This window comes from Bradyrhizobium sp. RP6, from assembly GCF_003837805.1.
Classification (GTDB): Bacteria; Pseudomonadota; Alphaproteobacteria; order Rhizobiales; family Xanthobacteraceae; genus Bradyrhizobium.
Map to the genome: position 1 here is coordinate 28,454 of NZ_RQIT01000025.1, position 25,679 is coordinate 54,132.

A 25,679-nucleotide genomic window follows, 5' to 3' on the forward strand; every position below is an offset into this window, starting at 1 on the left:
CGCTCGATGCGGCGGCGTGCTGCCTCCACGACAAATCAAGATCTAGCATTAACAAGTCCTTAATTGGCGAGACCTACAGTCGATGGCATGGGCCGGCCTTGATGCTGGCATGACTGTCGAAATGGAAGAACTGCCGCCAATGGCGCGAGAGGCTGCCGCTGGATTTGTGTCGCGAGCCCGCGCAGCGGCGCGGGGATTGTCGCGTCATGTCCGAAAAGCGCCCTTGCTGGCGGCCTGTTTCCTGATTGGCCTTGCGGCCCCGGCTCGCGCGGCTGATCCCGTCAGGGGCGAGGCCAGTTTTTCGGCTGGCGGCGGCTTTGCCCGTCTCGTCGTCAAGCTCGGCGAGGACGTCCCGTCCGAGGTGACGACCGCAGGCTCCATCCTCGTCATCCGCTTCGACCGGCCCGTCGACGTTCCCGTCGACCGGATTCCGGAAGGAGCGCCCGATTACGTCAACTCCGCCCGCCGCGACCCGGATGGGAGTGCGATCCGCCTGTCGCTGGCGCGGCGCGTCACCGTCAACACCATGAACGCCGGCGAGCGCACCTTCGTCGACCTGCTGCCCGAGGGGTGGAAGGGGCCGCCGCCGAGTCTGCCCATGGACGTGGTCAAGGAGCTCGCCGAGCGCGCACGCGTGGCCGAGCGCGCGCTGCGCGCCCAGCGCGCCGCCGCCGAGGCCAGGAAGCGTCCGCAGATCCGCGTACGTGCCTCGGTGCAGCCGACGTTCGTGCGCTTCGTGTTTGAGATGCCCGACGGCGTCGGCGTTTCCTCCGTGCTCAACGAGCAGAAGCTCACGCTCGTCTTCAATGCCAACCTCAATTTCGACCTCGCGGACGCGGTCGTCGCAGCGCCGCCGAACGTCGCCTCGATCAAGCAGAAGGCCGACATCGACCAGACGAATGTCGAAATCGCGCTGATCGGCGATTCAGACGTGCATTCGTTCCGCGACGAGAAGAACTACGTCGTCGATGTCGCCTTCCAGCCCGAAAAGGGCAAGACGGCCGCGACGCCTGAGGCGGTGATCGCCCAGATGAAGCCCGCCGGTCACGGACCGGAGCCTGCGCCGGAAAAACCGGCGGCCGAGAAGCCGAAGGACTCCCGCAGTGAGATCGCGCCGCCGACCTCCGAGACGATCGCGCGCGAAGCCAAGATCGACATCAGGCCCGAGGTGAAGCCGGAAGCGCCCGTCGCGCCGCCATCCACCGAGGCGCCGAAACCGGCAGCCGCTCCCGCGATCGAAGCTGCGCCTGCTCCGCAAGTGCCCAGGGAAGCTGCGAAGCCGGCACCGCCCGCTCCCGAAGCTGCGGCGGCGGTCGCCACGCCGGCGCCGGCCGACGCGCCGAAAGAGGCCGCGAAGGAGCCGGTCAAGGAAGCTGTCAAGGCTGCGCTCGCGGCCACGGACACGCCGCAGCCCGCCGTCGCCGGTGTCGATGCGCGCCGCGACAGCGACGGCTTGCGCGTGACGTTCCCGCTTCAGGTCGCAACGCCGGCGGCGGCGTTCCGCCGCGGCGACACGGTATGGCTGGTGTTCGATACGCCGAAGCGGATCGATGTCGAGGCGATCCGCACCAGGGGCGGCGCGATGATCGGCGAGGTCGGCCGCATCCCGCTCGACAAGGGGCAGGCGGTGCGCATCCGTCTCACCCGTCCGCTGGTCTACTCGCTGACGAGCGAGGAGGTCGGCAAGGAGACCAACTGGCTGTTGACGCTCGCCGACAAGATCCAGGCGACGCCGCTGCCGCTGATGATGTCGCGCAACATCACCGATCCGGCGCTCGCCAACATCGCGATTCCCTTCGCCAATCCGGGCCTCCTGCACAAGCTCACCGACCCCGATGCCGGCGATACCCTCTATGTCGTCACCGCGCAGCGGCCGGTGCGCGGCTTCATCAAGCGGCAGGACCTCGTCGATCTTTCGCTCCTGGAATCCGCGCACGGCATCGCGATCCGGCCCAACTCCGACGAGGTCGGCATCGAGGTCGGCTCCGACAAGGTGATTGTCGGCAAGAAGGGAGGATTGACGCTCTCGCCGGTCGACATCTCGGCCGAGCGGGCGCCGACCGCGGTGCGCCCGATCTTCAGCCCGGAAGGCTGGCGCAAGGGCCAGTCGGAAAACTTCATGGCGCGCCAGAGCGAACTGATGATGGCGATCTCGGCGGTCGAACCGGCGTTGCGTTCGCTGCCGCGGCTCGACCTCGCGCAGTTCTACATGTCGCGCGCCATGTATCACGAGGCCAAGGCCGTGACAGACGTGATGCTGACAGATCCCCTCAACAAGGAGGAGAGTGGTGCGCTGATCATGCATGCGATCGCAAGCATCCTGATCGGCCGGCCGGCGCAGGGCCTGAAGGACCTCGCCAATCCCGTGATCGGCAACAGCCACGATTCCCAGCTCTGGAAGGCGCTCGCCTATGCGCGCCAGGGCAAATGGGCGGACGCGCGCGAGAAGTTCAAGAACGTCGAATTCGCCATCGCCTCTCTGCCGCTCGACATCCAGCGCATCGTGACGATGGACGCGATGCGCGCCTCGCTCGAGGTGAAGGACTATGCCGGCGCCTCCAAGCGCCGCAGCGAGCTCGAGGTGGTCGGTGTCCCGCCTGAGGCTGCGCCCGGATTCGCCGTGCTGCGCGGCCGGCTTGCCGAGGCGCTCGGCCACGACAAGGATGCGCTGGACGACTACAAGTTCGCGGTCGCCTCGAGCGACCGGCAGGCTGCGGCCGAGGCCAAGCAGCTCGACGTCGCACTGCGTCAGAAGCGCGACGAGATCAGCAAGGAAGAGGCGCTGCGCGAACTCGAGACGTTGTCGATGACCTGGCGCGGCGACACGATCGAGGTCAAGACGCTCCAGATGCTGTCGCAGCTGTATGCCGAGAACGGGCGTTACCGGGATGCGCTCACCGCCGCGCGCACCGCGACGAGGCTTCAGCCGAACGCGGAAGCCTCGCGTCAGGCTCAGGATCTCGCCTCCGAGCTGTTCACGCAGCTCTTCCTCGGGCCGAAGGGCGACGAACTGCCGCCGGTCGAGGCGCTCGGGATGTTCTATGAGTTCCGCGAGCTGACGCCGATCGGCCGCCGCGGCGACGAGCTGATCCGCCGGCTCGCCGACCGCCTCGCCTCGATCGACCTGCTCGACCAGGCTGCCGAGCTCCTGCAATACCAGGTCGATCATCGCCTTGAAGGCGCGGCACGCGCCCAGGTCGCCGCGCGCCTTTCCATGATCTATCTCGCCAACCGCAAGCCCGACATGGCGATCACCGCGTTGCGCGCGAGCCGCATCAGCGATCTCTCCGGCGAGCTCCGGCAGCAGCGCCTGCTCCTGGAAGCGCGTGCACAGAGCGACGTCGGCCGTCACGATCTCGCGCTCGACATCGTCTCCAACGTCTCCGGGCGTGAAGTGCTCCGCCTTCGCTCCGACATCTTCTGGGCGGCGCGGCGCTGGCGCGAGTCCGCCGAGCAGATCGAACTCTATTACGGCGACCGTTTCCGCGACTTCAAGCCGCTCAATGCGGTCGAGAAGAGCGACATCATCCGCGCCGCCGTCGGCTACGCGCTCGCCGACGACTCGATCGGCCTGTCGCGCTTCCGCGAGAAATACGCGCCACTGATGAGCGAGAGCGCCGACCGTCTCGCCTTCGACGTCGCCAGCAAGCCGGCCGCAGCCTCGAGCGCCGAATTCGCAGAGATCGCCAAGCTGGCCGCCAGCGTCGATACGCTCGACGGCTTCCTGCGCGAGATGAAGCAGCGCTTCCCCGACGCCACGGCGCGCGCGCCGGGCTCGCCGCAGGCCAAGGACGAGTCCGACCACACCGGCTCGCTGCCCACGATCCCGGTCGTGCGGCAGATCAAGATGACCCGGTAGAGGCCTCTCTTATCCCCCGTAGCTCTGCACCAGGCTGCCGGCGACCAGCGACCAGCCATCGACCAGCACGAAGAAGATCAGCTTGAACGGCAGCGAGATCGTCGCCGGTGGCAGCATCATCATGCCCATCGACATCAGCACCGAGGCGACGACGAGGTCGATGATCAGGAAGGGGAGGAACAACAGAAAGCCGATCTCGAAGGCACGCTTCAGCTCGGAGATCATGAAGGCGGGAACGAGAATGCGTAAAGCGAGTTCGTCGGGGGTGGCCGGCGGCGGCTCGCCCGACAGGTCCAGGAACAGCTTGAGGTCTTTCTCGCGCACGTTCTTCTGCATGAAGCCGCGCAAGGGGACGGAGGCGCGCTGGAGCGCATCCTCGACGCCGATCTGGTTGGCGACAAGCGGGCGGATGCCGTCGTCGTAGGATTTCTGCAGGACCGGGCCCATCACGAAGAAGGTGAGAAACATCGCGAGCGCAATGATTACCGAGTTGGGCGGGGCAGTCGCGGTGCCCAACGCGGTGCGCAGCAGCGACAGCACCACCACGATGCGCGTGAACGACGTCATCATGATCAGGATCGACGGTGCGATCGACAGCACCGTGAGCAGCGCGATCAGCTGGATCGCGCGCTCGGTGACGCCGCCGCCAGCGCCGCCGCCGAGATTGATGCTGATGTCCTGGGCATGCGCCGGCATCGCGAGCGATGCCGCGCCGATCAGGACAGAAACGAAAAGAACTCTACGCGGGAGGGCCGGCAACCTCACGAAGACGGCTTCGGACGGCCGAGCAGGGAGGCCATCTCGTCTTCGAGATTTTCAAAGCTGGTCTTTTCCGCGGCCGGCTTCGCTGCCGGGGCGGGGGGCGCCGGCGGCTCGCTGCGGGCCGCACGCGGCGGCGCGGCCGGCGGCTCCGGTGCGACTGGGGGCGCGCTCGTTTCGCCCGCCGGGCGGCGCAGGGCCGCCTCCAGCCGCTGCGCCATTTCGGCGAGATTCTGCTCGGCGCTCGAGGGGACAGGGGCCGGTGCCGGAACGGGCGGCGCCTGCGGCACGGGCGGAGGCGGCGTTGGTGCAGCGGCCCGCTCGGGGCGCACTGGCGGTATCTTCATCGGCTCACTCTGGCGCGGTGGACGCGGCATCGGCGGTTCGCCGCGGGCGATGCGTGGCGGCAGGGGCTCGGGCCGCGGTTCGCGTTCGGGACGTGGTGCGATCGGCTCCGGTGTAAAGCCTCCCAGGGCCGGTTCGCCGCGACGTTCGGCCGGCGCAGGAGCAGGCCGCCGCACCTCGTCGGCGAAGGATGGGCGGGCGGGCCGCGGCGGCGGCTCGGGCATCTGCGGCTCGGGATGATCGAGCAGTTCCGGTCGCGGCGCCTCGTCGGCCCAACCAGCGAGGTCGGGCATGGGGGCGAGGCGCGGCGGCTCGGCGGCGTTGGGACGCTGCGGAAGCTGGTCGCGGCTGGGCGCGGCGCGAACGATATTGGGCTCGACGACGATGTCGGTGGGGCCGCCGATCATCAGGAGATGCTCGACATTGTCGCGCCGGACCAGCACCAGACGGCGCCGGCCGTCGACCGCGGCGGCGTCGATCACGGCGAGCCTCGGCATCCTGCCACGCTGGGTGTTGGCGCCCAGCCGGCTGCTGCCGAATCGGCGAACCAGCCATGCAGCGACGCCGATCAACGCCAGAACGGCGATGAACGCGACGATGAAGGTGATAGGGCTGCCTTGCATACTTGTCCCCGACAAATGGCGCTTTTCTCGTGCCCATGGTCAGATGCGCCAACCACCGGCGTACGATGCCCCAAGCTGCGATTTCTTAACGTTCCACGGCAAGTTTTGCCGTCCCCAACTCTTAATAACCCATGAATCGCCCGATCCAAAACGACTTCTTGCCCTGTGCACCCACCGCCAAACGGTTGGGTTAATGCCACTTTTCGAGGCGTAGAATCACGGGCGTGCAGAAATGGTGTATCGCTCGGGGACATACATCGAGATTGTCCTTAACCAGCTGTTAACCATACAGGCGGCAAATTCTGCCTAGCTTCGGACCTCAAGGTCCGCAAGGGGCGGAAGGAGCCGCGACGATGTCCATCAACGACCTCCCGGTGCTGTCGGCGCTTCGCACCAAGATGCAGTGGCACCAGGAGCGCCAGCGCGTCCTGTCCGAGAACGTCTCCAATTCCGACACCCCCAGGTTCCGGCCGCGCGATCTGGTCGAGCCGAAGCTCGACAGGACCGGCGCGGTCACGGGGGGCATGGGGCCGCTGGCCCTGACCCGTACCAGCGCCTCGCACTTGACCTCATCAGGCGCCGCTTCCGCTTTCGACCAGGACAAGAACACGGGCTTTGAGACCCGCCCTGCGGGCAATGCCGTCAATCTCGAGGAGGAGATGATGAAGGCCGCCAGCAACCAGATGGACTATGCGGCGGCGACCTCGCTCTATTCGAAGAGCCTGCGCCTGCTCAAAACCGCGATCGGCAAGGCCTAGGCGTGATTCCGGAACCAGGGGAGCTAGAGGCGCATCATGGCGAATGACAGCAGCGACTTTGCCCGCTCGATGGCGATCGCCACCTCCGGCCTGCGCGCGCAGGCCGGGCGCATGCGGGTGATCTCGGAAAACATCGCGAATGCCGACTCGACGGCGCAGACCGCCGGCGGGGATCCCTATCGGCGCAAGGTTCCGACCTTCTCCTCCGCGCTCGATCGCGCGCTCGACGCGCAGGTCGTCACTCTCGGCAGGATCAAGCCCGACCAGTCCAACTTCCGCGTCAAATACGAGCCGAACAATCCGGCTGCGGATCCGAGCGGCAACGTCAAATATCCCAACGTGAACTCGGTGGTCGAGATGACCGACATGCGCGATGCGCAGCGGTCCTACGAGGCCAATCTCAACATCATCAGTGCGACGCGCCGGATGATCCAGCGCACGCTCGACATACTCAAGAGCTGAACAGGACATCTGAGCCATGGCATCACCGACAATCGCCGCGAACGCCTACGCCAACCTTGCCCGCGTGCTGGAGAACACCGGCGCCGGCAAGGGCAGCGAGCCGACCGGGCAATCCTTTGCTTCGCTGCTGAAGGACGCCGTCGGCAGCGTCATGGAGTCCGGGCGCAAATCCGACGCGCAGACGGTGGCGATGGCCGCCGGCAAGGCCAACGTGATGGATGTGGTGACGGCGGTCGCAGACACCGACGTGGCGGTGTCCACGCTGGTCTCGGTCCGCGACCGCGTGATCGCGGCGTATGAAGACATCCTGAAGATGCCGATCTGACGCGCGCTGGCGCCCGCCCCATTCGTCATTACGAGCGCAGCGAAGCAATCCAGAGTCTTTCCTCAAGCGACAGTCTGGATTGCTTCGCTACGCTCGCAATGACGGTGGAGAGGGCGTTCGTTCCTCGCCATGGCGGCGGGGATGAAGGTTGAACAAGGAATCCTGCACATGACCGGACCTGAGACCCTCGACGTCGCGCGCGATGCGATCTGGACCATCGTGATCGTGTCCTCGCCGCTGATGGTGGTCGGCCTCGTGGTCGGCGTCATCGTGTCGCTGTTCCAGGCGCTGACGCAGATCCAGGAGCAGACGCTGATCTACGTGCCGAAGATACTCGCCATCTTCGCCACGATGCTATTGGCGCTGCCGTTCATGGCCGACTCGCTCCACGCTCACATGATGCGTATATCGTCGCGAATCATCGGCGGCTGAGGCAAGATGCGTAAATCATGCGCATCGACGTCTTGCTGCTGCCGGCGCTCGCCGCTTCCTTCATGCTCGCCTTCGCCCGGGTCGGCGCGATGGTGATGCTGCTGCCAGGCCTGGGCGAGACCAACATCCCGACGCGGATAAAGCTGTCGATCGCGCTGCTGCTCACGCTGATCATCCTGCCGCTGCATCGAAATGCCTACCAGGTCGACATGGGCTCGCTCGCGCCGCTGCTAGTCCTGATGCTGCATGAGATCGCGATCGGTATCGTGCTCGGCGCGACCGCGCGCGTGACGCTGTCGGCGCTTCAGGTCGCCGGGGCCGTGATCGCACAGCAGATGGGACTCGGTTTCGTCACGTCGGTCGATCCGACGCAGGGACAGCAGGGCGTGCTGGTCGGCAACTTCCTGACCATGCTCGGGGTGACGCTGCTGTTTGCCACCGACAGTCATCATCTGGTGATCGCGGCGCTGAACGACAGCTATACGATCTTCTCGCCGGGCGAGACCGTATCGAGCAGCGATATCGCCTCGCTGGCGACGCGCGCCTTCGCCGCCGCGTTCCGCCTCGGCTTGCAGCTCTCGGGACCGTTCCTGGTGTTCGGCCTCGTCTTCAACATCGGGCTCGGCGTGCTGGCGCGGTTGATGCCGCAGATGCAGGTCTATTTCGTCGGCGTGCCGCTGTCGATCTTCGCAGGCTTCCTGGTGCTCGCCGTGGTGCTGACCGCGATGATGGGCACGTTTCTCGATTATTTCATCGGCGTCATGCACCAGATGATGCCGCTCAAGCAATAGGGATCGACCGATGGCGGAAGACAACGATCCCGAGAGTCAAACAGAAGACCCGACGCAAAAGCGCCTTGACGATGCGCTCGAACGCGGCGACGTGGCCAAGAGCCAGGAGATCAACACCTGGTTCATGATGGCGGGCGGCACCCTCGTGGTCTCGACCTTTTCGGGCTCGGTCGGCAGCGGGCTGCTGACGCCGATGCGCAACCTGCTCGCCAATTCCTGGATGATCAAGACCGACGGCAAGGCTCTGCTCGCGCTGATGCAGCAGATCGAATTCGTCGTGCTCGCGGCCGTCGGCGTGCCCCTCTTGATGCTGATGCTGGCGGCGATCGCCGGCAACATGCTCCAGCACCGCCTGGTGTGGTCGGCCGAATCCCTGAAACCCAAATTCAACAAGATTTCCCCCGGCGCCGGCTTCAAGCGCATCTTCGGCAAGCAGGCGGCCGCCAATTTTCTCAAAGGCATCGGCAAGCTGGTCCTGCTCGGCGTGGTCATGACCATGGTCCTGTGGCCGGAGCGGCACCGCATGGAGGCGATGGTCCGGCTCGATCCGGCCGCCATGCTCGGCGCGACCACCAGCATGACCATTCATCTGCTCGGCGCGGTGGTCGCGGCGCTCGCGATCGTCGCCATCGCCGATTATTTCTTCCAGTACCGAAGCTGGTTCCAGCGGCAGAAGATGTCGCTTCAGGAGATCAAGGAAGAATTCAAGCAGTCCGAAGGTGACCCGCACATCAAGGGCAAGATCAGGCAGTTGCGGCAGCAGCGCGCCAAGAAGCGCATGATGGCGGCGGTTCCCAAGGCCTCGGTGATCATCACCAACCCGACCCACTATTCGGTGGCGCTGTCCTACGAGCGCGGCATGTCGGCCCCGATCTGCGTCGCCAAGGGCGTCGACAACCTCGCCTTCAAGATCCGTGAGATCGCGCGCGAGCACGACATCCCGATCGTGGAGAACGTTCCGCTGGCCCGGGCACTCTACGCCACGGTCGATATCGACCAGGAAATCCCGACCGAGCACTATCACGCGGTCGCCGAAGTCATCGGCTACGTCATGCGGCTGAAGCGCGGATTCAGCGCCGGGCGGGGATAAAACACCCGGAAAGCACCGGAAATGGCCCTAATCTGGGAATCAGCGTACCTTTCGCCCCTGCTGCCCTTGCACCCCTGGGTCCGATTCAGGCAGGGAGGACCCCACGCGCCCCGTAATGCGTTGATTCTCTGCCGACAGGCTGCGCCAGCTCGAGATGACTGCTGAGACCGACCACGACCTCACACGCGAGCCCGTTGCGGCGCACGAGCCGTCGCCGCGCTCGGGCAGTATTGCACTGGTGCTGCTGGTGGCCGCCGGCCTCGTCGCGGTCGCCGTCGGGCTGATGACGCTCGGGCGCGCGCAGGCGCAGCCCTATATCCTCGGCATCCTCGCCGTGCTGGCGATGGTCGGCCTGTTCAACCTGTTCGCCTTCGCCGCCGGCATCATCCGCTTCGCGGACCGCAATCTCGACGATCCCATCATTGGCCGCATCTCCGATCACGCGTTCGACGGGCTCGCAGTAACTGATGCGCGCGGTCACGTGGTCTACTCCAATGCCGCCTATCTGACGCTGACCGGCGCCAGCGGCCCCCAGGACGTGCGTCCCGTCGAGCGCGTCTTCATCGGCAACCCTGATGTCTCCGAAGCGGTGTTCCGGTTGCTCAAGGCCGCCCGCGAAGGCAAGCGGCAGCAGGAAGAGGTGCGCCTCTCCGGCCATGACGGCAGCCAGGGCCGCTGGTTGCGAATGCGGGTGCGCCCGCTCGGCACCGGAAAGCGCGAGGCGAAGTATGCGGTCTGGTCGATCGCCGACATCACCCGCGACCGCGAACGCCAGGAGGACGTGTTCCAGGAGCTCCAGCACGCGATCGAATATCTCGATCACGCGCCGTGCGGCTTCTTCTCGGTCAATCCGGCCGGAGAGCTCGCCTATGTCAATGCGACGCTGGCGAACTGGCTCGACTACGATCTCGCCGAGATCGGCTCGGGCGGCCTCAAGCTCACCGACATCGTCTCCGGCGACGGCGCCTCGCTGCTGACCTCGATCGTGGCGGTGCCGGGCGAGGTGAAGACCGAGGTCTTCGACATCGACCTGCGCATGCGCACCGGCAAGACCATGCCGGTTCGGCTCTATCACAAGCTCGCCTTCGGCGCCGACGGCGCGCCGGGGCCGTCGCGCACGCTCGTGATCAGCCGCGCCCGCGACGAGCGCAGCGATCCCGACCGCGCCGCCGAAGTGCGCTTCATGCGCTTCTTCGACCACACGCCGATGGCGATCGCGACCGTCGATCGCGCCGGCAATGTCGTGCGCGCCAATGCGCGCTATGCCAAGCTCGGGCAGGCGCTCGGGCTCGACAGCGCCAGCAAGTCGATCTTCCGCGCGGTCAGTTCGCGCGACCGGCACCTCTTGATCTCGGCCATCAACCAGGCCGCCGAGGGCAAGGCCGACATCGCGCCGGTCGAGGTGGCGCTGGAAGGGGCCAAGGAGCGCTGGGGCCAGTTCTTCGTCACGCCGGTCGATACGGCCGAAAACGAGGCGGAAGCCGCCATCGTGCACATGCTCGAGACGACCGAGCGGCGCGCGCTGGAGAACCAGATCAACCAGTCCCAGAAGATGGAGACGGTCGGCCAGCTCGCCGGCGGCATCGCCCACGACTTCAACAACGTGCTGTCCGCCATCATGATGGCGAACGACTTCCTGCTGAACGCGCACAAGCCGACCGATCCGTCGTTCCAGGACATCATGCAGATCAAGCAGAACGCGACGCGCGCCGCGACATTGGTGCGGCAGCTGCTCGCATTCTCGCGGCGTCAGACGCTGCGGCCGCAGGTGCTCGATCTCGGCGACGCGCTGTCCGATCTCACCATGCTGCTGCGCCGGCTGATCGGCGAGAAGGTCAAGCTCGACCTCGTCCACGGCCGCGATCTCTGGCCGGTGAAGGTCGACGTCTCCCAGTTCGAGCAGGTGATCGTCAACCTCGCGGTGAATGCGCGCGACGCCATGCCTGACGGCGGCAAGCTGATCATCCGCACCGCCAACATCGCCACCGAGGACGCAGGCAAGCTCGCCTACAAGGGCATGCCGGCTGCGGATTATGTCCGGATCGAGGTCGCCGACACCGGCACCGGCATTCCCGCCGACATCCGCGACAAGATCTTCGAGCCGTTCTTCTCGACCAAGGAAGTGGGCAAGGGCACGGGTCTCGGGCTCTCCACGGTCTATGGCATCGTCAAGCAGACCGGCGGCTTCATTTATGTCGATTCCGAGCCGGGGCAGGGCACCTCGTTCCATATCTTCCTGCCGCGCCATCACGCCGAGCAGGACGTGCCGGCCGAGCAGCCCGCAGCCGCGATCAGCGCGACCGGCGGCACCGCGAAGGAAGCCGCGCCGGCCGAGGCCAAGCCGCGCACCGACCTCACCGGGCAGGGCACCATCCTGCTGGTCGAAGACGAAGAGGGCCTGCGCGCGCTCAACGCGCGTGGCTTGCGCTCGCGCGGCTACACCGTGGTCGAGGCCGAGAACGGCGTCGAGGCCATGGAGGTGCTGGAGGAGCAGAGCGGTGCGATCGATCTCGTCGTTTCCGATGTGGTGATGCCCGAGATGGACGGCCCGACCCTTTTGAAGGCGATGCGGGAGAAGAATCCCGAGATCAAGTTCATCTTCGTCTCCGGTTATGCCGAGGACGCCTTTGAGAAGAGCCTGCCCGAAGGCCAGCAGTTCGACTTCCTGCCGAAGCCCTTCACGCTCAGCCAGCTCGTCGCGGCGGTGAAGGAGACGATGACGAAGGGGTGAGGAGCCTCAACGCCGTCATCGTGAGCCATGCGACGAAGTTATCCGGGCTGCTCCCTCGGACGGATTCTGGATTACGTCCGCTATGCTCCGACGAGGAAGAAGCGGAATATTCGTCGCGAAAGCACCGGTAGCCGGCGACCTCGGTTCCGCGACGCGCCCGGCCAAGTCGCGGCCAAATATGGGGTTTTGCCACATCCCCGCGACTGAGGGCCGCAGCCGCTCGCTCCGAAACCGGCTTCACTTTTCGGGAAGTCTGCCCATGTTAAGCGCACGTCCCCATGCCGGGGATTTGGGAAACGAACATGACTTTCTCGCAACGCTCCCGCAGTCTCTTCAAGACGCTCGCCGTCGTGCTGGCGCTTGCGCTGCCGACCGCGCTGACGATCTCGTCCGCCGACGCCCGCGCCGGCGGCGGCTTCTCGTCGGGTTCGCGCGGCTCGCGCACCTATACGGCGCCGCCGTCGACAACGACCGCGCCGGGCTCGACCTCGCAGTTCAACCGCACCTATACCCAGCCGGGCCCAGGCATGAATTCGGCTGCTGCCGCGCCTGCGCGCGGCGGCCTGTTCGGCCGCGGCGGCGGTTTCCTGGGCGGCCTTGCGGCCGGCTTCCTCGGCGCCGGCCTGCTCGGCATGCTGTTCGGCGGCGGCCTGTTCGGCGGCCTCGGCGGCCTGTCCTCGATTCTCGGCCTGATCATCCAGATCGCGCTTGTGGTGCTGGTGGTTCGCCTGGCTATGTCCTGGTGGCAGCGCCGTCACGCCCCGCGGACGGCCTATGCCAATGCTGAAGCAGGTGCCGGTCCGGGACCGCAGCCGAACCAGCGCAGCGCTCTTGGCGGGCTCGGCGGTGGTCTTGGCAGTGGTCTTGGCGGCTTCGGCTTCGGCGGCAATGCCAACAACGCGCCGCTCGAGATCAAGCCGGACGACTATGAGGCGTTCGAGCGCCTGCTCGGCGATGTCCAGACCGCCTGGTCGAACGAGGACGTGGCCAAGTTGCACACGGTCGCGACGCCGGAGATGGTCTCGTATTTCGAGCAGGATCTCGCCCAGAACCGCGCCCGCAACGTCGTCAACAAGGTGACCGACGTCAAGCTGCTGCAGGGCGACCTCGCGGAAGCCTGGCGCGAAGGCGAGACCGACTATGCCACGGTGGCGCTGCGCTTCGCGCTCATCGACAAGACGGTCGACCGCAACACCGGCGCAGTCGTTGCCGGCAGCGAGCAGCCGGGCGAGGCCACCGAAGTTTGGACCTTCGCCCGACGGCCGGGCACCGGTTGGGAATTGTCGGCGATTCAGCAGACCAACTGATCGCGGACGAGATGAGGAACCAGGGCGTCGTGCTCAGGCACGGCGCCCTTTTCTTTTTGGCCTCTCGCAGCACGCATCGGAATAAGCGGGGGCGCCTCGGGTTGAAGTCAGGCGGCGAACAAAAACAACGTTGGGAGGACAGGATGATCCGTATCGAGAGATCCATGACGATTTCCGGTGTTGCGCTGGCCATGGTCTTGCTTGCTGCCCCATCGGCGCTGGCGCAGTCGGCCGACATGACCTTCTTCGTGACCTCGAACGGGCCCGGCAAGGGCGCCGATCTCGGCGGTCTCGAAGGAGCCGATGCGCAATGCCAGAAGCTTGCACAAGCCGCCGGCGCGGGCACAAAGACTTGGCGCGCTTATCTGTCGACGCAGGCCGCCGACGGCAAGCCGGCCATCAACGCTAAGGATCGCATCGGCAAGGGGCCGTGGCAGAACGCCAAGGGCACGGTGATCGCCAAGGACGTCGCCGAGCTGCACGGCGCGACGAACAATCTCACCAAGCAGACCGCGCTCAGCGAAAAGGGTGAGGTCATCAATGGTGCCGGCGACCAGCCGAACCGGCACGACATCCTCACGGGATCGCAACCGGACGGCACCGCGTTCGCCGGGCCGGACGATCGCACCTGCAAGAACTGGACGTCGAGCACGCAAGGCGCCGCGATGGTCGGCCATTTCGATCGCCGGGGTCTGCGCGACGATGAGCCCTCGAAATCCTGGAACAGCTCTCACCCCTCGCGTGGTCCCGACGGCGGCTGCTCGCAGGCCGATTTGAAGACCACCGGCGGTGACGGTCTGCTGTACTGCTTCGCGGCGAATTGAGGCGCTGAGTTCTCTCCACCGCCATTGCGAGGAGCTCTTGCGACGAAGCAATCCAGACCGCCTCCGCGGAAATATCTGGATTGCTTCCGCCTTCGCCAAGGCTTCGGCGGACAAGTCGCTTACGCTCGCAATGACGGCGTATGTTGCGCGGCCGTTCCGTCTCATCCTCACGGAACCTTCAGCCACGTGCCACATTGGTCCGATCGCCCCCCAAGCTCACGGACCTCTCCCATGAAATACGAGCTCTACTACTGGCCCGAGATCCAGGGCCGCGGCGAATATGTGCGGCTGGCGCTGGAGGAGGCGGGGGCCGCTTACGTCGACGTCGCGCGCGGTCCGCGCGGATCGGCTGCGATGATTAAGATGATGGACGCGCACAAGGGCACGCCGCCCTTTGCGCCGCCGTTCCTGAAAGCAGGTAAGCTCGTCATCGGCCAGACCGCCAACATCCTGCTCTATCTCGGCGGCCGCCATGGGCTTGCGCCGAAGACCGAAGCCGGCAGGCTCTGGGTGCACCAGCTTCAGCTCACGATCACGGACTTCGTCGTCGAGATCCACGACACGCATCATCCGCTCGGACCCTCGCTTTATTATGAGGACCAGAAGGCCCAGGCGAAGAAGCGCACGGCCGAGTTCTGGGACGAGCGCGTGCCGAAATATCTCGGCTATTTCGAGCGGCTTCTCGACGGGAGCGGCGGCACCTATGTCGCCGGTCGCCGCCTGACTTACGTCGACCTCTCGCTATTCCAGATCGTCGACGGCCTGCGTTACGCCTTCCCCAGGCGCATGAGGGCGTTCGAGGCGGATGTCCCGGGCCTTGTCGGCCTGCACGACCGCATCGCCGCACGGCCGAACATCAAGGCCTATCTCGAAAGCGAGCGCCGCATTCCATTCAACGAGCAGGGCATCTTCCGCCGCTATCGCGAGCTCGACGGTTAGCCGGCCCGGACGGGACAATGATCCGCCCTCACCAGACGCCGGGTACAAGGCGATAGCGCACCCGCGCGGCATAATCGGTATAGCCCGGCAGGCCCTCGCGCAGCGTGCGCTCCTCGATGGGGATGCGGACCGCGAGCAAGGCGATGAAGAGCGGCATCATCGCAAGTCCCCACCACGACCCCAGCAGCATCGGCACGCCGGCGAAGAACAGCACCAGGCCGCTGTACATGGGATGACGGACATGGGCGTAGGGACCGGTCGAGATCACGTGCTGAGCGCGCTCGGTTTGCAGCTTCACTACGGGTGCGGCGAACGAGTTCTCGCGGAACACCCACATGGTGAACAGTGTCGAGGCCAGGAACAGCGCAAGGCCGAGCGCCTGCAACGCAATCGGCATGTCGGCGGATTGAAAGCGCCGGTCAAGCCCCATCACGACCAGCCAGGCCAGCATCGCGACGACGAAGACGGCCATGAACGTCTTGTCGGCGGCGGGCTGATCCTTTTGCAGGACCGGCCGCAGACGTTCGGCGAGCAGCGCCGGATCGATCCGGTAGAGCCACCACCCGCAGAGCGGGCCGAGCAGCGCAGAGGTGACGAGGAACGTCCAGGCCGACGGCCAATGCAGTGTTCCGGCGCACGCAAACAGCAGCGCGCCCATTGCGACGACGAAGATCGTGTTCTGCAACAGCAGGCGTGCGATCATGCGCGGGTCCCGGATGAACGGCGCATGATTGCCGCAGCTATCCGGCAAAGATGCGGCCGGACGCGCGAAAAGCCCGATCGACTTGATCGGGCGCTTCAGCCTCGGCAAGCCTGATCAGGCGAGCTGATCGATCCGCGTGCCCTGGCCCGGTGGCAGTGGCGCGGGCGGCTGCGGCTTGAAGGTCGGATCCTCGTCCTTGTCCTTGGTCGGCTCGTCGTGCTGCTTGGTCGTGTCGTAGTTAGGGACCACGATCGCGATCGGCGGCGGCGTTACGGTGGAAACCTTCATCCGCAAATCCTCACATATGGAAACAATTCAGCCTGCGCTGCGAGGAGCGAAATTTCCTTCAAGGCAATCGCTAAAATGCGAGGGAATTGGTGCGATGAATGCCGTGTATGCGTCTCATCCGCGCGGTGCAAACAGGAGACGACGAGGCCTCTCCCCGTCATTGCGAGGAGCCCTTGTGAGGAAGCAATCCAGACTGCCTCCGCGGACAGATTTCTGGTTTGCTTCCGCCTTCGCCAAGCTTCGGCGGACAAGTCGCTGCACTCGCAATGACAGAGTTCGTGCTAGACGGCGTCCCGATGCATGCGCGGCCAGCGTGCGGAAAGCAGTGAGCGCCCCGCCTATTCGTCCTTGCCGCGGGTGATGGCGATGGAAGCCTCCGTCTTGGTGCGGGTGCATTCCATGTTGAGGCGCCGATAGCGCATGCTGATCTTGTCGCCGCGGAGCAGACCCATCCGTTTCAGGCAGCGTGTCGCGCCCGTCGTCGTGTCGTCCTTCGTCACTGTGAAGACGATCGCGGCCATCGATCCGACCAGCGCATAGAACTCAGGCTTGGGCTTGCGATCACCCTTGGCATAGAGCTCGATGGAATATTTGTCGCCGCGGCAACCCACGGACAGCTCCTTGGCCGCCGGGTGCGAGAGGTAGACGACATTGCCGGCGCGGAAATTCACCTTGAGGCGATCGACCTGGTTCGCCAGCTCCTTGGCGCTGTCGTCACAGCGGTCGGCGCGCGCGGGTGAGGCGAGGGCCACAAGGCCGGCGATGGCGGCGGCGACCGTGATCGCGCCGCGGACGTTCAGTTTGAAAGTCATGATGAAAAGCCCCTTAGGCCGCGCATTCAACCGTCCTCGCGGGCGAAGCGCAAGGGTGGGCAGGGGCATTTCCACGAGCTGTGCCAATGCCTTCCCAACCCTGGCCTGCCGCTCCCATGCGTACCGCTCCCTTTCTTTTCTGGCCGAAATGCGCTTAGAACGCTTCTATGCTGAGAGGCCCGCCAAGGCCCCAAAACCCCGAGATTTGCCCCATGAACGCTCCCACCGCCTTCCCCGACCAGTCCAAGCCCGTTCCGCCCTACAAGCACACCCCGCTGTTCCCGCTGGGCAAGGACGAGACACCCTACAAGAAGATTTCGTCCGAGGGCGTCAGGGTCGAGAAGGTGCTCGGCAAGGACATGCTGGTGGTGTCGCGCGAGGCGCTGCGGGCGCTGTCGGAGGCGGCCTTTGGCGACATCAACCATTATCTGCGGCCCGGTCATCTGAAGCAGCTCCGTGCGATCCTGGAGGACAGCGAGGCGAGCCCGAACGACAAGTTCGTTGCGCTCGACTTCCTGAAGAACGCCAACATCGCCGCCGGCGGCGTGCTGCCGATGTGCCAGGACACCGGCACCGCGATCATCATGGGCAAGAAGGGCTGCAACGTCATCACCGACGGTGACGATGAGGCCGCGCTGTCGGAAGGCGCGCGCGATGCCTACCTGCGCCGCAATCTGCGCTATTCGCAGGTCGCGCCGCTCTCGATGTACGAGGAGAAGAACACCGCCAACAACATGCCGGCGCAGTGCGAGATCTACGCCGAGGGCGACGACGCCTACAAGTTCATGTTCATGGCGAAGGGCGGCGGCAGTGCGAACAAGAGCTTTCTGTTCCAGGCCACGCCCTCGGTGCTGACCAAGGACCGGCTGCTCGCTTTCCTCAAGGAGAAGATCCTCACGCTCGGCACCGCGGCGTGCCCGCCCTATCACCTCGCCATCGTGATCGGCGGCACCTCGGCCGAGCTGTGCATGAAGACGGTGAAGCTCGCCTCCGCCCGCTATCTCGACGCGCTGCCGACCCACGGCTCGCCCGACGGCAACGCCTTCCGCGACGTCGAGATGGAGAAGGAAATCCACAAGATGACGCAGTCGCTCGGCGTCGGCGCGCAGTTCGGCGGGAAATACTTCTGCCACGACGTGCGCGTGATCCGCATGCCGCGACACGGCGCTTCGCTGCCGATCGGGCTTGGCGTGTCCTGCTCGGCCGACCGCCAGGTGCTCGGTAAGATCACCAAGGACGGCGTCTATCTCGAGGAGCTCGAGCATAATCCGGCGCAGTACCTGCCGCAGGTCGAGCAGTCGCTCGGCGGCGAGGTGGTCAAGATCGACCTCAACCAGCCGATGAAGGACATTCTGGCGACGTTCTCGAAACATCCGATCAAGACCCGCGTCTCGATGACCGGCACCATGATCGTCGCGCGCGATAGCGCGCATGCCAAGCTGCGCGAGCGGCTGGAGAAGGGCGAGCCGCTGCCGGACTATTTCAAGAACCACCCGGTCTACTATGCCGGCCCCGCCAAGACGCCCGAAGGCTACGCCTCCGGCGCGTTCGGTCCGACCACTGCGGGCCGCATGGATTCCTTCGTCGACCAGTTCCAGGCCGCCGGCGGCTCGATGGTGATGGTGGCGAAGGGCAACAGGGCGCCGGCCGTGCGCGAGGCCTGCAAGAAGTACGGAGGCTTCTACCTCGGCTCGATCGGCGGCGCCGCCGCGAACCTTGCCGAGCACTGCATCAAGAAGGTCGAGGTGCTCGAATATCCCGAGCTCGGCATGGAAGCCATCTGGCGCATCGAAGTCGTCGACTTCCCGGCGTTCATCATCATCGACGACAAGGGCAACGACTTCTTCAAGGAGCTGAATTTGGGCTGAGGCGGAGTTCCGGATGCTACGCAGCATGAAATGCTGCGCTGCTGATCCGGGGTCCATCGTGGAGCTTGGGTCCCGGCTCTGCGTCGCATCACTTCGTGCTGCGACGCGTCCGGGACACGAGCGTTGCGCTTGCTCGCTTTATCTCGCTAGCTACAATTCGTGACCTGGTTGGAACACAGCGCGCGCCACCAGCCGCGCACGCCGTCGTGGCTCTCGACGAGGCCCCAATACCCGCTGCAGGCAAGAAGCCGCTTCGGTCCGCCGTCGCCGTCGATCGGGCCGCCGAGCTCGCGCTGGGCCGGCATCCATTTGGCGTCGACGAAGGGCGCCTGGAAAAGCCCGCCCATGCGCGTGGCGCCATTGGCATAGGATGCGCCGACCTTGTTTGACGCGACCCAGCCACGCCCGGCATAGGGCTTTGGCGCGCTGCGCGGATATCGCTTTTCGTCCTCGTAATCCTTGCCCGGCGGCCTCGCGCCTTCGATCAGGAACCATCCGTCCCTGAAGCCGATGATGCTGAATTCAGTGAGCCAGCCGCCCTCCGGTGTGTTCTCGGCGCCGCCTAACTTCAACCGGTAGGGCGGCGGCAGCGTGCCGAGCACGCGCGCCTTCACTGAGGGTTCGGCGCGCACGTTGAGACCGTTCGGGTCCTTGTCGATGGACCATGCGCCGAGATCGCAGGGCTCAGTGCCTTCGGGTAGGCTTGCGCGTTTCGCGGCGAGATCGGCGTGCAGCTTTGCGAAATCGGTGTCGTCGTTACCAGCATCCAGCGCGACGCGCGGCTTTAACTCGGCCGAGATCGCGCGCGTCGCATCAGCCGTCAGCGTGACGACGAGAGCCTGGCGCGCGGTGAACACGCTTGCCGGTGTCTTCGGATCGTTGGACGTCGCCGGATAGACGGCGAGATAGCCGGTCGCACCTTCGGTGCGATAGGCGGTGCCGGCAACATAGCCCGCCGGCACCATGGCGAGCGCGCTCGCGCGCCACGCCGGTTCGGTGTCATCCGCGCGCGCCGCTTGTGTCGCGACACACAGGATTGTCGCCGCGACGAGACGAAGCGCACGCATCGGAGCAGCGCGCGCTTACGCCCGTACGCCCGTAAACGGAAAGCTGCCCATCGGGCCGATGCCCATCTCGCCGCTCATGCTGTCGCCGGAGACCTTTCCGATGAACTCGAGCGTCAACGGCATCGGGTTGGTGATGGACACCTTCCAGTTGACGGCGTCGCCAGAGACGGTGCCGTCGAAGATCTCGGCGGTATTACCTTCCGCACCTTGCGTGCCCGTGAGCGTCCCGCCCGCGGCTTTCAGGCTCAGCGTGGCCTGGCGCTCGCCCATTGGCGTCGTCATGGTCAGATTCCAGTTGCCGTCTACGGCCATTCCCGTCTCCCGAACAAATCACCGGCGGACCGCGACGATCCGCGGCCAGTCCCGTGGCGAGCCTATAACCCAACTCGACGCGCCTGCCTAACCCCGCATTCAGGCGCGGGCCGCCGCACGCCGGCGACTGCTGACGATGAGGCGCAGAACGAGATATTGCACGGCAAAGGCCAGGATCTTGCCGCCGCCTGCGACCACCGTGAGATAGAACGCCCACAGCTTCAGATCGCCCGTGGAAGCAACCACGATCATGCCGGCGCCGATCACGAACATCAGCGCGGCCCAGGCATAGCCCGCGGCCGTCACATATTCCGGAACGGTCTCGACGACGACCGGCGGCATGTAGCGCAGCATCCAGCCGCGCTTGAGCATGATGAGGCCGACCGCGAAATGCGCGATCGCGGGCTTTGCCAGCATGAAGCGGGCATCGTTGGTCAGCAGTGTGATCGCGCCCAATCCGACGACGAGCGCGAGGCTCGCATAGGTCATGTAGTTGAGCTGCTGCCCCTTGACGCGGGCATAGATCACTTGCGCGACTGCGCCGGCAATCGCCACAGACGTCGCCACGATGACATTGTCGGTGATGAGGTAGACGGCCAGGAAGAGGATGGCGGAGAAAAGATCGGAACCGAGACGGGCAAATACATCCTTCATCGTGATCCTGTTCAGCGTGCGTTGCGCAATGCGCGGCTGGACGTACCATACTTGGTCTGGCGATACTCGGGATACCACTTTGTGAAATGAATCGCGGTGCCGCGGGGACCAAACGGTAAGATTGACGAGAACGCGGCCGCCATCAAGCGCGTGGCCGCAGCCCAGGCACCGGCAATGATGTTGGAATAGAAGAAATCAGCCTCGCCGGGGTCCCGCTGGAACCGCTTCAATAAGATCGATGGTTGCGAGCGGAGTTGGGTCGTTGAAACGTCACAGCGTCCAAACCGTATAGGCGACCTCAAAAAAGTGAAGCAGCGCAACGACCTGATCTAGCGAGGCATCGACCCATTCCGCCCAAGGCAGGTGGGAGAGGATCGGCAGCCCCGAGACGATCAGAAGGCAGACCGCGAGCAGGATACCGCCGTTGAAGAACGTGAAGCTCCTTTGCCGCAACCGGATTGTCAGCAATGCGAGTGCGGCGGAGGCCAAGGCCAGGACAGCGAGGAGGTCCGCGGTGATCGAGGGCATGGGCATGGGACTTCTTTCGTAACCCTACATCCGTCGTGCTTCCGGGCATGCGACGTCGTCGCGCCCGGAAATCACAAGCGCTACGCCGCGCCAACCCAATTGCCGTGAAAGCCATCGGGCACGCGGTGGCCGAGCTGCACGAGCGCGACCGGGCCGGCCTCGACATCGGTGGCGTTGAACACGGCGAGATCGCTGCGGTTCTCCCGCGCGCGCCAGACCACCGCCAGCAGCCAGCCGTCGCCCTCGGTCGCATCCTTCGACCGCTCGACGAAAACGGGCTCGGAGATGGTGTCGCCGGCCGGCAGCAGATAATGACCGGCCCGTCGGCCGTTGCCGTCGACATGGACGACGCCCGACAGCGCGCCGAACATCGGCAGCTTCGGATTGGCGCAGGCGTACCAGCCGTGACGGCTCTTCATGCCCGCGCGACGATCGTCGATGCGCGGAAATTCGCCGGTGAGATCGTCGAGGTAAGTCTGCTGGAAGCGATCGGTATTGCCCGAGAGATCGAAGGTCCAGCGGCAGTGACGGGCGCGCGACTTCTCCGGATCGGTCGGCCGTCCGTCGGGATGCGGAAACAGCGGAGCTTCCTCGAATTGCATGACGTCGGCCACGATGCGATCGCCGTCCTCCCACGCATTCATGACGTGGAAGACGTAGCAGGCCTCGGCCCGGAACCAGACGATGTCCTTGGCGGTGCCGCTGCGCTTCATCACGCCGACATAGGCGCCCTTGTCCGGCTCCCAGGCATAGGGCGGCCGTCCGCTCATCGCGCGCTCCATGCTGCCCGTGATCGGGAGGATCGGAAACAGCACATGGTTTTCGGTGACGATGAAGTCGTGCACCATGCTGGCATAGGGCGCCTCGAAGCGCTCGAAGCGCGTCGCCTTGCCTGTTACGTCGATCGATCCGTAGGAGAGGGCCGGCGTCAACGGGCCCGCGGCGTTGTAGCCGAAGAACACCAGTTCGCCGGTGACGGGATCGACCTTCGGATGCGCGGTGAAGTTGCCGGCGACGCGGCCCTGATAGTTGTGATAGCCGCGCGTCGCCAGCGTGCCCGGCTCGATCTCCGTCGGCAGGTGCGCTTCTTCCAGCGCGAGCAGTTTGCCGGCATGGAAGATGATGTTGGTGTTGGCGACGCCGCCGTCGGTGAGGTTGGCCGGTGCATCCGGCAGCTTGCGGCCGAAGCCGCCAAACAGGGCCCGGCCGGCATCGTGCTCGGCGAGCCATTTCGGCGTGCGGACCCAACGGTTGCGATATCCGGCACGTCCGTTTTCGAGATGGAAGGCATGCAGCATGCCGTCGCCCACGAACCAGTGCGCGCCGGGCGATTCGAACTGCGGATTAGGGCCGTTGCGGTAGAGCGTGCCGTTCAGCTCGCGCGGCAATTCGCCGATGACCTTCAGGAAAGGCGCGTCGGCCTCGAACGGGATCGGTGCGATGTTGTCGTAGCGCTCGGCGACCTGCTGCACGGCGTGTCCTCCTTATCTTTACATCGTCAAGATTAGGTAATGCTGGTTTTCGCTCCGGTCAAGCGAAATCTTTACACTGTCAATATTGCGTCATATAGCTTGTCCCATGGGCAAGAGCGAAACCGCGCCTAACCCGCGCACTCCGAAAAAAGCATCGTCGGCCGCGAAGGCGCAGGCGCGTCCCGCACGGCGCCGAACGGCCACGAGGACCGAGACGCCCTATCATCACGGCGCCCTGCGCGAGGCGCTGCTCCAGGCCGCCGAACGGGTGCTCGAGCGCGACGGACTCGCCGGCCTGACATTGCGCGCGGTGGCACGCGAGGCGGGCGTCTCGCATGCCGCGCCCACTCATCATTTCGGCGATCTCACGGGGCTTCTCAGCGAGCTCGCCGCCATCGGCTTCCGCCAGTTCAATGCCGCGATGGCGTCTGCCTGCGATGCCGCCACAACGCCGCTCGAACGCGCGCTGGCAAGGCCGAAAGCCTACATTGCCTATGCGCAGGCGCATCCCGGCATGTACGGCATCATGTTCCGCACCGAGCGGCTCGACTATTCGAGACCCTCGCTGCACGAGGCCGCCGAGGCCTCCTTCGCGGGGCTTGCCAATGCGATCGGCATGATGCGGCAGGAGCAGATCAGCGAAGACGCGCTGACGCTGAACCAGGGCGCGGCGATCGCGCGCGCCTGGTCGCTGGTGCACGGCTTCACCATGCTGCTGCTGGATGGACGGCTCGAGGACATTCTCGAGCGAATGCCCGAGGGGACGACCGCGGAGCGGCTGCTCGAGGCGATGCTGACGGCGCCTTTGGCCCCGAACATTCCCGTGTAGCGGCTGTTTGCGCCCGCCAAGGCTTACCGCATCGTGGCCAGTTCGACGGCGCGGCCCGGCGCGCCGATGATCTTGACCTTGTCCTTGCCGCACGTGAAACCGCGGGCGAAATCGTCCGCGGCCTTGCGCGCGAGCTCGTTGGCGTTCGGGTTGGCGATCGCGTCGACATAGGCGACGTGGCAGGCCGGGCCCGGCGGCAGCCGGGTCACGACCAGCACGGCCTTGGTGTTCGGCCGTCCCTGCATGTCAGGATCGGTGTTGTCCGCGATGTGCCAGCGCTGGATGATCGCAAATGGCTTTGCGCCGGCAGCGCGCCATTCGATGATGCTCTCCGATGAATTGAACGGCGCGAACCAGACGTTGGCTGCCGGTTCCTCCGCCGCTTGCTTGCGATTGCGGCCGACAGAGACGATCTCGCGCAGATCGTCCTCGGCGATCAGCACCACGAGCCCGTCCTTGCCCCGACATAGCCGCGTGGTGCTGCCGTCGAGGGCGCTGGGCTTGCCGATCTGACGGCAGTCCTTCGGCGCCGTCGAGGTGTAGGTGCTGCTCACGGATTGGGCGTCGGCGCAGCCGAGGCCGGCGCAGATCAGCAGCGCGGTGAGCGATGGGGCGGTCATACGGATCATGATGACACTTCGAGGCAGCTGGAACTCCGTACCATCAGACGTCTTGATTGTGGGCAAGGTTCAAACAGGGGCGGGATATACCTGACAGCGGCGCGGAATCGTTCTAGAAGAGCGGCTTCGCTTTAGGCCGATCCGGCCTCGTTCGCGTTCCTCGTTTCCTTGATCATGCCAGCCACATCCTCGAACAAACCCTATCGCGTCGGCCGTTCCAAGACCGGACTCGGCCTCTTCGCCACCAAACCGATCAAGAAGGGTACCCGGATCATCCGCTATTTCGGACCGATCCTGGATTCCAGGATCCCCGAGCATGACGAGATCGAGAACAAATATCTGTTCGAACTCAACGGGCGCTGGACCATCGACGGCTCGGTGCGCAAGAACCTCGCCCGCTATATCAACCATTCCTGCCGGCCCAACGCCGAATCCGACGTCCGGCCGCGCGAGCGCAAGGTCTATATCCGTGCCATCAAGAACATCGAGCCGGGTGACGAGATCAACTACGATTACGGCACCGACTATTTCAAAGCCTATCTGAAGCCGATCGGCTGCAAGTGCGACTCCTGTGAGAGGAAGCGCAAGAAGCTGCGCGCCGAGGCGCGGGCCGAACGCGCCAAGGTGAAGGCGCGGGCCGAGCGCAAGGCCAAGAAAGCGGATGCGAAGAGCGCGACGGCGAAAAAGAAGAAGCTGAACGGCAAGCACTTCGCCGGCAAGGTCGGTCGCGAAAGGGCATAACACGCCCAAGCTTCCTGCTCAGGTGTCACGGAGCCGGGACCGAACCATCGTGCACGCCGCAGCTTGTCCGCATAGGTTGATTGTCTGAATGTTGTCGTCGCCCGGCCGAGCCGGGCGACGATGTACGTGGTGCGGCCTCACGCTGCCACCACGCTCGCGCTCTTCCGCAATCCCACATATTGCAGCTCGGCGAACACGCCGGTGGCGATCGCTTGCGCGACGACCATGAGTTCGCCGGCGAGGTTCGGCGACACCGCACCCGAGAGCAGCAGCGCGATGCTGCCGACGGTCCAGGCCGCATTGCCGATCACGACCAGCAGGACGAGCGGTTTCGCCATCGTTGCCCGCGAAGCGAGCCAGCCGACCAGGGCGGTGTAGGCGATCAGGAACAGGCCGGTCTCGCGCAGCAATGCGTCGGGCAGGTTGAACAGCGCTGCGAACGCGCTCGCGCCGATGGTGAAGCCGAGTGCGGCGACGCCGCTGAAGACGGCGTCGGCGAAGAGGGCGCGGCGCAGGAAGGTGGATGCATCGATCATCTCA

Annotated in this window: 26 protein-coding genes; 14 read left to right on the forward strand and 12 right to left on the reverse strand. The window is 65.4% G+C overall.

Going from position 1 to position 25,679, the window contains the following annotated elements:
* Positions 1-139 precede the first annotated feature (139 nt).
* The gene (locus EHH60_RS30950; RefSeq protein WP_199752265.1) at positions 140-3,859 is read left to right on the forward strand and encodes a tetratricopeptide repeat protein; all 3,720 of its coding nucleotides are present in this window, start codon (positions 140-142) and stop codon (positions 3,857-3,859) included.
* Positions 3,860-3,868: 9 nt separating this feature from the next.
* On the opposite strand, the gene fliP is transcribed toward EHH60_RS30950, so the two are convergent.
* Together fliP and EHH60_RS30960 are read right to left on the reverse strand one after the other, a co-directional pair.
* Positions 3,869-4,624, reverse strand: a complete 756-nt coding sequence (fliP, locus tag EHH60_RS30955) for a flagellar type III secretion system pore protein FliP (RefSeq protein ID WP_124163137.1) — start codon at positions 4,622-4,624, stop codon at positions 3,869-3,871.
* A complete protein-coding gene (locus EHH60_RS30960) occupies positions 4,621-5,586 on the reverse strand; it encodes a flagellar biosynthetic protein FliO (protein WP_124163138.1) in 966 nt (321 codons plus the stop codon). Before EHH60_RS30960 ends, fliP begins: the two co-directional genes overlap by 4 nt.
* Before the next feature lie 353 nt (positions 5,587-5,939).
* Between EHH60_RS30960 and flgB the strand changes: the two genes are divergently transcribed.
* From flgB to EHH60_RS31010, 10 genes are all read left to right on the forward strand, one after another.
* On the forward strand, positions 5,940-6,344 hold the full coding sequence (gene flgB, locus EHH60_RS30965; protein ID WP_124163139.1) for a flagellar basal body rod protein FlgB: 405 nt from the start codon (positions 5,940-5,942) through the stop codon (positions 6,342-6,344).
* A gap of 36 nt (positions 6,345-6,380) precedes the next feature.
* Positions 6,381-6,806: a flagellar basal body rod protein FlgC gene (gene flgC, locus EHH60_RS30970; RefSeq protein ID WP_124163140.1), complete on the forward strand. Its 426-nt coding sequence runs from the start codon at positions 6,381-6,383 to the stop codon at positions 6,804-6,806.
* Between the two features lie 16 nt (positions 6,807-6,822).
* A complete protein-coding gene (gene fliE, locus EHH60_RS30975; RefSeq protein ID WP_124163141.1) occupies positions 6,823-7,131 on the forward strand; it encodes a flagellar hook-basal body complex protein FliE in 309 nt (102 codons plus the stop codon).
* A 168-nt stretch (positions 7,132-7,299) separates the two neighbouring features.
* Positions 7,300-7,563, forward strand: coding sequence for a flagellar biosynthesis protein FliQ (gene fliQ, locus EHH60_RS30980; RefSeq protein WP_028180904.1), 264 nt, complete (start codon positions 7,300-7,302; stop codon positions 7,561-7,563).
* A gap of 17 nt (positions 7,564-7,580) precedes the next feature.
* Entirely contained in the window at positions 7,581-8,354 is a 774-nt protein-coding gene (gene fliR, locus EHH60_RS30985; protein WP_124163142.1) for a flagellar biosynthetic protein FliR, read from the forward strand.
* A 10-nt stretch (positions 8,355-8,364) separates the two neighbouring features.
* Positions 8,365-9,444, forward strand: coding sequence for a flagellar biosynthesis protein FlhB (gene flhB, locus EHH60_RS30990; protein ID WP_124163143.1), 1,080 nt, complete (start codon positions 8,365-8,367; stop codon positions 9,442-9,444).
* 154 nt (positions 9,445-9,598) lie between these two features.
* Positions 9,599-12,175: a cell cycle histidine kinase CckA gene (gene cckA, locus EHH60_RS30995; RefSeq protein ID WP_124163144.1), complete on the forward strand. Its 2,577-nt coding sequence runs from the start codon at positions 9,599-9,601 to the stop codon at positions 12,173-12,175.
* Between the two features lie 278 nt (positions 12,176-12,453).
* Complete coding sequence (locus tag EHH60_RS31000; RefSeq protein WP_124163145.1) at positions 12,454-13,482, forward strand: Tim44 domain-containing protein; 1,029 nt, start codon at positions 12,454-12,456, stop codon at positions 13,480-13,482.
* A gap of 143 nt (positions 13,483-13,625) precedes the next feature.
* On the forward strand, positions 13,626-14,306 hold the full coding sequence (locus tag EHH60_RS31005; RefSeq protein ID WP_199752252.1) for a lectin: 681 nt from the start codon (positions 13,626-13,628) through the stop codon (positions 14,304-14,306).
* Between the two features lie 231 nt (positions 14,307-14,537).
* Positions 14,538-15,245 (forward strand): glutathione S-transferase, encoded by a 708-nt coding sequence (locus EHH60_RS31010; protein WP_124163147.1) that lies wholly within the window; start codon positions 14,538-14,540, stop codon positions 15,243-15,245.
* Between the two features lie 28 nt (positions 15,246-15,273).
* On the opposite strand, the gene EHH60_RS31015 is transcribed toward EHH60_RS31010, so the two are convergent.
* The 3 genes from EHH60_RS31015 to EHH60_RS31020 form a co-directional block, all read right to left on the reverse strand.
* The gene (locus EHH60_RS31015; protein WP_124163148.1) at positions 15,274-15,948 is read right to left on the reverse strand and encodes a methyltransferase family protein; all 675 of its coding nucleotides are present in this window, start codon (positions 15,946-15,948) and stop codon (positions 15,274-15,276) included.
* A 114-nt stretch (positions 15,949-16,062) separates the two neighbouring features.
* On the reverse strand, positions 16,063-16,236 hold the full coding sequence (locus EHH60_RS37760) for a hypothetical protein (RefSeq protein ID WP_199752254.1): 174 nt from the start codon (positions 16,234-16,236) through the stop codon (positions 16,063-16,065).
* 338 nt (positions 16,237-16,574) lie between these two features.
* The gene (locus EHH60_RS31020; RefSeq protein WP_124163149.1) at positions 16,575-17,048 is read right to left on the reverse strand and encodes a hypothetical protein; all 474 of its coding nucleotides are present in this window, start codon (positions 17,046-17,048) and stop codon (positions 16,575-16,577) included.
* A gap of 212 nt (positions 17,049-17,260) precedes the next feature.
* On the opposite strand from EHH60_RS31020, the gene EHH60_RS31025 reads away from it, so the two are divergent.
* Positions 17,261-18,916: a fumarate hydratase gene (locus EHH60_RS31025; RefSeq protein WP_124163150.1), complete on the forward strand. Its 1,656-nt coding sequence runs from the start codon at positions 17,261-17,263 to the stop codon at positions 18,914-18,916.
* 146 nt (positions 18,917-19,062) lie between these two features.
* Here the strand turns inward: EHH60_RS31025 and EHH60_RS31030 are convergent, their stop codons facing one another.
* The 5 genes from EHH60_RS31030 to EHH60_RS31050 all read right to left on the reverse strand — a co-directional run bounded on the left by EHH60_RS31030 (position 19,063) and on the right by EHH60_RS31050 (position 22,949).
* Entirely contained in the window at positions 19,063-19,983 is a 921-nt protein-coding gene (locus EHH60_RS31030; RefSeq protein WP_124163151.1) for an SH3 domain-containing protein, read from the reverse strand.
* 15 nt (positions 19,984-19,998) lie between these two features.
* Positions 19,999-20,295 carry a hypothetical protein gene (locus EHH60_RS31035; RefSeq protein WP_124163152.1) on the reverse strand — a complete coding sequence of 99 codons (297 nt, stop codon included), beginning with the start codon at positions 20,293-20,295 and terminating at the stop codon, positions 19,999-20,001.
* A gap of 99 nt (positions 20,296-20,394) precedes the next feature.
* A complete protein-coding gene (locus EHH60_RS31040; protein WP_124163153.1) occupies positions 20,395-20,949 on the reverse strand; it encodes an inner membrane-spanning protein YciB in 555 nt (184 codons plus the stop codon).
* A 270-nt stretch (positions 20,950-21,219) separates the two neighbouring features.
* Complete coding sequence (locus tag EHH60_RS31045; RefSeq protein WP_349629089.1) at positions 21,220-21,477, reverse strand: hypothetical protein; 258 nt, start codon at positions 21,475-21,477, stop codon at positions 21,220-21,222.
* An 80-nt stretch (positions 21,478-21,557) separates the two neighbouring features.
* Positions 21,558-22,949 (reverse strand): carotenoid oxygenase family protein, encoded by a 1,392-nt coding sequence (locus EHH60_RS31050; protein WP_124163155.1) that lies wholly within the window; start codon positions 22,947-22,949, stop codon positions 21,558-21,560.
* Positions 22,950-23,055: 106 nt separating this feature from the next.
* On the opposite strand from EHH60_RS31050, the gene EHH60_RS31055 reads away from it, so the two are divergent.
* A complete protein-coding gene (locus EHH60_RS31055) occupies positions 23,056-23,778 on the forward strand; it encodes a TetR/AcrR family transcriptional regulator (protein ID WP_124163156.1) in 723 nt (240 codons plus the stop codon).
* A 23-nt stretch (positions 23,779-23,801) separates the two neighbouring features.
* On the opposite strand, the gene EHH60_RS31060 is transcribed toward EHH60_RS31055, so the two are convergent.
* Positions 23,802-24,407, reverse strand: coding sequence for a hypothetical protein (locus EHH60_RS31060; protein WP_199752255.1), 606 nt, complete (start codon positions 24,405-24,407; stop codon positions 23,802-23,804).
* Positions 24,408-24,572: 165 nt separating this feature from the next.
* Here EHH60_RS31060 and EHH60_RS31065 point away from each other — a divergent pair, with 165 nt between their 5' ends.
* On the forward strand, positions 24,573-25,139 hold the full coding sequence (locus EHH60_RS31065; RefSeq protein ID WP_124163157.1) for an SET domain-containing protein: 567 nt from the start codon (positions 24,573-24,575) through the stop codon (positions 25,137-25,139).
* Between the two features lie 137 nt (positions 25,140-25,276).
* Here EHH60_RS31065 and EHH60_RS31070 read toward each other — a convergent pair whose 3' ends face one another.
* Positions 25,277-25,675 (reverse strand): hypothetical protein, encoded by a 399-nt coding sequence (locus EHH60_RS31070; RefSeq protein ID WP_124163158.1) that lies wholly within the window; start codon positions 25,673-25,675, stop codon positions 25,277-25,279.
* Between the last annotated feature and the right edge of the window lie 4 nt (positions 25,676-25,679).